The 6,016-nt window shown below is 68.3% G+C and carries 6 protein-coding genes; 3 read left to right on the forward strand and 3 right to left on the reverse strand.

Going from position 1 to position 6,016, the window contains the following annotated elements; all coding sequences use genetic code 11:
* Positions 1-212 precede the first annotated feature (212 nt).
* Entirely contained in the window at positions 213-1,493 is a 1,281-nt protein-coding gene (locus VFS34_17050; GenBank protein ID HET9796158.1) for a thiolase family protein, read from the reverse strand.
* Complete coding sequence (locus tag VFS34_17055; protein HET9796159.1) at positions 1,483-3,255, reverse strand: long-chain fatty acid--CoA ligase; 1,773 nt, start codon at positions 3,253-3,255, stop codon at positions 1,483-1,485. Before VFS34_17055 ends, VFS34_17050 begins: the two co-directional genes overlap by 11 nt.
* An 83-nt stretch (positions 3,256-3,338) precedes the next feature.
* On the opposite strand from VFS34_17055, the gene VFS34_17060 reads away from it, so the two are divergent.
* A complete protein-coding gene (locus VFS34_17060) occupies positions 3,339-3,881 on the forward strand; it encodes a hypothetical protein (protein HET9796160.1) in 543 nt (180 codons plus the stop codon).
* A gap of 25 nt (positions 3,882-3,906) precedes the next feature.
* Positions 3,907-4,284, forward strand: coding sequence for a hypothetical protein (locus VFS34_17065; protein ID HET9796161.1), 378 nt, complete (start codon positions 3,907-3,909; stop codon positions 4,282-4,284).
* Between the two features lie 124 nt (positions 4,285-4,408).
* On the opposite strand, the gene VFS34_17070 is transcribed toward VFS34_17065, so the two are convergent.
* Positions 4,409-4,696, reverse strand: coding sequence for a hypothetical protein (locus tag VFS34_17070; GenBank protein ID HET9796162.1), 288 nt, complete (start codon positions 4,694-4,696; stop codon positions 4,409-4,411).
* Between the two features lie 487 nt (positions 4,697-5,183).
* Between VFS34_17070 and VFS34_17075 the strand changes: the two genes are divergently transcribed.
* A partial coding sequence (locus VFS34_17075) for an S-layer homology domain-containing protein (GenBank protein HET9796163.1) occupies positions 5,184-6,016 on the forward strand: 833 nt, incomplete at its 3' end.

The following is a 6,016-nucleotide window of genomic DNA, read 5'->3' on the forward strand; positions in this document are numbered from 1 at the left end:
TATCACGGTGCGCTGCCGCGGCGCGACCGATCGGGAATGGTCGGGTCCTTGGATTACTCGAGCGGACGGCCTACCTCAGCCGAGGCGCGGCGAGGCGCGAGCCCGGCGGGATGCGGGGCGGCTGCGAGATCCCGAGGCCTAGGGGGGTGTAGGTCGCAGGGTCTCGCGGACAGCACGCGCCCGCCCGGCTCGATGCATCGTCCGCGCCCTGACTAACTAGCGAGTTCGACAACCACGGCGCCGCCCTGGCCGCCCCCGATACACATCGTCGCGACCCCGAACTGCACCTGCCGTCTTCGCATCTCACGGAGCAGCGTGATCACCTGGCGCGTCCCGGTCGACCCGACGGGATGGCCGAGCGCGATCGCGCCTCCGTTGACGTTCGTGCGCTCGAAATCGAGCTCGCCGATCGCCGTCGAGCCGTGCCGCGCGTGCCATTCGGCGGAGCCCCACACGCGGGCGCAGGCGAGGACCTGGGCGGCGAACGCCTCGTTCAGCTCGACGAGTCCCACGTCCTTCCAGGCGATGCCGGCGCGCTTCAGCGCGATGGGAACGGCGAGGGCGGGTCCGAGACCCATCCGGGCGGGGTCGATGCCGGCGAATGCGAAGCCCCGAACGAAACCGAGGGGCCGCACGCCGTAGCCCCGCGCCGCTTCGAGCGACGCGACGAGGACCGCCGCGCCCCCGTCGGTGATCTGCGACGAATTTCCGGCGGTCACCGTCCCGAACTTCCGGTCGAAATAGGGCTTGAGCTTCGCGAGCGCCTCCATCGTCTGGTTCTCGCGGACCCCGTTGTCGATCGTCGCGAGCCGGTCGTAGCGGGGCGGGATCGGGACCGGCACGATCTCCTCGGCGAGCTTCGCCCGGGCGGCCGCGGCCCGCTGGTGCGAGCGGAGCGCGTACGCATCCTGTTCCTCGCGCGAGATCGCGAATTCCTTCGCGAGGACCTCCGCGGTCTGCCCCATGTTCAGGTCGCAGACCGGGTCGGTGAGGCCGAGCTCGAGGCCGACGACCGGCTTGAAGTCGCGCGGCCGGAATTTCGCGGCGGCCGAGAGCCGGGCGGGAATCGACCTCGCGCTCATCATTCCCAGGAACTTCCTCTTCGCCGGCTCGCCGTAGAGGAGCGGGACGGCGGACATCGACTCGACGCCGCCGGCGAGCACCATCGCGTGATCGCCCGCGCGAATCCGGAGGAACGCGTCGGCGATCGATTCGGCGCCCGAGCCGCAGTTGCGTCCCACCGTGAACGCGGGCACCGACTCGGGAACTCCGGCACGGAGCGCGATCACGCGGGCGATGTTCGCGGCGTCTGCCGGGGTCGCGATGTTCCCGAAGATCACCTCGTCCAGCCGATCCGGGCCGAGCCCCGTCCGCGCGAAGAGCTCGACCGACGGGATGCGGCCGAGATCGACCGCGCTGACGTCCTTCAGGTCCGTCTGGATTCGGCAGTACGGGGTGCGGACGCCGTCGAGGACGACGACGTCACGCGGCATCCGGCTTCTCCCCGTACATCCGGTCGATCACGCTCCGGAACTTCTCCTCGACGACCCGGCGCTTCACCTTGAGCGTCGGAGTGATCTCGCCCGCGTCGAGCGTCAGGTCGTGGTCGAGGAGCGCGAAGGCCCGGACCTGCTCGTAGTGCGCCTTCCCCGCGTTGTAGGCGTCGATCTCCTTCTGGAACGCACGCCGGACCTCGGGGCCGTCGAGCGGCGCGCCGCCGAGGCCGAGACGCTTGAGGGCGTCGAAGCTCGGCACGATGAGCGCCGAGACGAACTTCCGGCCGTTCCCGATGACGATCGGGATCTCGATCAGCGGCGACTGCTTGAGCACGTTCTCGATCGGCTGGGGCGCCGCCTTCTTCCCCCCCGAGAGGACGATCAGGTCCTTCTTGCGGTCCGTGATCCGCAGGAAACCGTCCTCGAGCTCCCCGACGTCGCCCGTCGCGAACCATCCGTCGCGGTCGATCGCCTCGGCCGTCTCGGCGGGCTTCCCGAAGTAGCCCTGCATCACGTGCGGCCCGCGCGTGAGGATCTCGCCGTCCGGGGCGATCTTCACCTCGACGCCGGGCACGGGAGGCCCCACGGTTCCGAGCCTCCACGCGCGCGGCCCGTTCACCGAGATCACCGGCGAGGTCTCGGTCAGTCCGTATCCTTCGTAGATCGTCACTCCGGCGCCCCAGTAGAACTCCGCGAGCTCCCGCGAGAGCGGCGCGCCGCCGGAGATCGCGAACTGGAACCGGCGCCCGAGCCGGGCCCGCAGCTTCGAGAAGACGAGGCGATCCGCGATGCGGATGCCGAGCGAGGTCGGGTCCTTTTCCCCCTGCTCGAGGCGCCGGAGGCGGCGCCGCCCCTGCTTCGCGGCGAACGCGAATATCGCGCGCTTGACGGCCGATCCGGCGACGCTTTCCTGCACCGCGGAGTAGATCTTTTCGTAGACCCGGGGAACGGCCCCGAAGACGGTCGGCTCGAGCTCGACGAGGGCGTTTCGGAGCACCGTGAGGTCGCCGAGATACGCGATCGTCGAGAGCCGATACGCGAACGCGTAATCGAGCATGCGCTCGAAGACGTGGGAGAGGGGAAGGAACGAGAGGGCGGTCGAGCTCGACTCGAACGGCACGACCTCGCAGCACGCGCGGACGTTCGACACGAAGTTGCCGTGCGTGAGCACCGCGCCTTTCGGCTCGCCGGTCGTTCCCGACGTGTAGATGATGGTGCACGGGTCCGCGGGGCGGATGCGGCTCCCCCGGGTTTCGAACACGGTGGAACCCATCTCGAGGTTCCCGCGGCCGCGGTCGACCGTCTTCATCCAGCGTTCGCAGCCCGGCTCGTCCGGCGGATCCGCGTCGATCGCGATGACGTGGTCGAGAGCGGGGCAATCGGCGCGGATCGAGCGGACCTTCTCGAGCTGTTCGGCCGTCGAGACGACGATCATCTTCGCGCCGCTGTCCCGGAGCAGCGTGACGATCTGGTCCGCCGGGAGCGTGGAGTAGATCGGGACCGAGAGAGCGCCGGCGCAGACGATCGCGTAGTCGGTCATCGCCCACTCCGGACGATTCTCGGAGAGGATCGCGATGCGGTCGCCCGGCTGCATGCCGAGGGCGTTCAGGCCGAGCGAGAGGCAGCGCACCGTGAAGCCGAAGTCGCGCGCCGAGACCGAGGTCCACCGGCCGGGACCTTCGCGGCGCATCTGCACCGCGTCCTTTCCCGATGCGGCGAATCCCGTGAAGATGTCGTAGAGCGTCGACGCTTCCGCCATGAGGCGCGTCGATTCTATCCCGGGCGTCGCGTTCGCAGGCGCGACGCCGCGCAACGCCGCGGCCGTGCGCTATCCTCCGCGCGATGGCTCTCGCTCTGCTCCTCGGGACGGCGGCCGCCGCGGCCGGCTTCATCGTGACGTCGTTCTTCGGATTCGTCGTCGCGGCCCATGGACCGCACGACCCGATGATTCGCTTCCTCGTGACGCGGCACGTGCTCTACGCGATCCCGACGCTGCTCCTTTCGCTCTTTTCGCAATCGATGGTCCTCTTCTACTTCATCGGAACGGGAAGGCTGGTGAAGGACGAGATGGCCGGATGGGCGGATGACCGGCGGATCGGCGTGCTCCGCGCGCTCCGGCGGTTCAAGGCGAAGACGTCGCCACCCGCGACGTTCGCGATGCTCGCCGCCATCGCCGCCTTCGTTCTCGGCGGCTGGGTGCACACGGCCGCCCCGGGAATCCGCGGAATCGCCCGGATCGCGCACCTTTCGGCCAGCGTCGGCGCGCTCGTCATCCATCTCTGGGCGCTCCTGGCGGAATATCCGGCCTTCGTCGAGAACCACCGGCTGATGGCGGATCCCGCCGCGTACGCCGGCGGCGACTCCCGGCAGCCCGCCGGCTCATGAATACCCGGGAACGGCCCGCGGCGGCGTGAAGAAGCCGGTTCTCTTCGCCGCGATCGCGACCGCGCCTCTCGTTGCGATCGCGGTCCGCGAGGCTTTCCGGCTGGTCGCGGGACTCTCGGATCCGAAACAGGCCGGCTCGGCCCCGCTCCTCTGGATCTTCGGGGTGTTCGTGACGCTCGCCCTCCTCTGGAGCGGCGTTTTCCTGATCGGGCGCGCGACGGCGAAGGATTCGTCGAAGCTTCCGTTCGAGGCGACCGCGGCGATCGCGATCGCGGAGGCGAAGAAGAGACCGCCCGCGCCCCGCTGTCCCTCGTGCGGACGCCCGCGAGTCGTGGAGAGCTCGGCGAAGTGCCTCTACTGCGGGCAGAAGTTCGAATCGCCCGGGGCACCCCTGGAAATCTGAGCCCGGCCTTCGCGAGGCGCGCGAGTCTGCCGGCCCGCCACGGGATGAAGGAGCCCGGCGATTCGGAGGCTTCGTCGACCTCGGGACGACGTCGATCCGCCCATTCGCCTCGCGACTCGCCCTTTCACGGCTTCGGCTGCTGGCAGCGGTAGGCGACGCCGCTGACGTGGTCCGTCATCGCGAGGGGACCCGTCCGGAAGACGACGTCGGCTCCGAGTCCGAGAGCCTGGTTCTGGAGCTCGCGCTCCCAATCGTCCGGGAGGTTGAACGGTCCCCGGGCGTCGACGGAGCCAACGGGCTTGCAGCCTTCGACGTCTTTCGGGTTCGTGGTGATTCGGATCTTCTCGGCGCCGGGAGCGATCGTCGTTGCGCAGCCCGCGCAAAACAGAGCAACGAGAAGCAAACGCTTCATGAGGCATTTCCTCCTTCGCCTTGTGCGGAAAATTCTACCGCGCGCTCGATCCTGGGATCGCCGCGTGCTCGAGCCGTTTTTCGCCGCCCGGGATCGGGAGCGCCAGGAAGCGCGTTGAGCAACCGCAAGTCCCCATAGCGCGAACCTTCGACCGGCCGCAATCGCGCTAGACCTGCTCTAGGAATCCTCGGTGTTGCTGCTTCGCCGGTATCGGCACTCTCCCCGCTCTCTCGCTGGCGAAAGGAAGGATGGCGGAGCGGGGCCTCACCTCATAGGAGGCCTGGCTCCCGGAACGCATTTCGACTTGGAGCTTGCGCACGCACTTCCAGCAGCAGGACCCGACGAGCGGCATCAATCTCTTCTGACCCGCGCGAATCTCCCGAACCGTCCGGCCGGTGGCGCTCCGCCGTCCGGCGGTGGCGCGGGTCTTCGTCCTCGAGCCTCCCGAGCCCCCCTTGGGGTAGTCTGTTTCAAACAGGAGGCGAAGATGGCGACGCGTACCGGGAGACTTCTCGGATGGATGGCTGCTGCATGGGCGGCGATTCTCTTCATGGGAGCAGGGCTTCGAGTGCTCGCGGACTGCTCGAGCTTCGGGCTGCCGTTCACCGATCTGGGCTCGACCAACTTCTGCGCGCAAATCGCCGAGGCGTATTTCGCGGGCTTGACGAACGGCACGAGCGCCACGACGTATGAGCCGTCGGCGAACGTCCCCCGCGAACAGATGGCGGCCTTCGTCACGAGAACGCTCGATCAATCGTTGCTCAGGGGAAGTTCGCGAGCGGCGCTCGATCAGTGGTGGATGATGACGCCGCATTACGACAAAGCGAGTCTCGGCCTGACGAGCGTCGGGAGCAGTCCGGTGCGACTCAAGAGCGATGGAGCGGACGTCTGGGTGGCGAATTTCGATGACGACAGCGTTTCGCGTATCCGGGCGAGTGATGGAAAGAACCTCGGCACATGGACGGGCGCAGCGGGCGCGGTCGGAGTGCTCGTCGCGATGGGGAAAGTCTTCGTCGTCGGCGCGTCCACCCCCGGCAGTCTCTACATGATCGATCCGGCCGGCTCGCCCGGCGCGGTGACGACCGTTGCCAGCAACTTGGGAAACAGTCCCGAGGGCATCGCCTTCGACGGCAACAAGATCTGGACCGCGAATGTCGGCGGCAGCGTCTCGATCATCACCCCCCGCTCCTCGACACCCTGGACCGTCGCCACCGTCACGACGGGATTTACCGGTCCGGTCGGTATCGTCTTCGACGGAAGCAACATCTGGGTGACCGACCAGACTGCGGGGAAGCTTTTCAAGCTCGATTCCGCCGGAGC

It is taken from the genome of Thermoanaerobaculia bacterium (genome assembly GCA_035717485.1).
Lineage (GTDB): Bacteria > Acidobacteriota > Thermoanaerobaculia > UBA5066 > DATFVB01 > DATFVB01.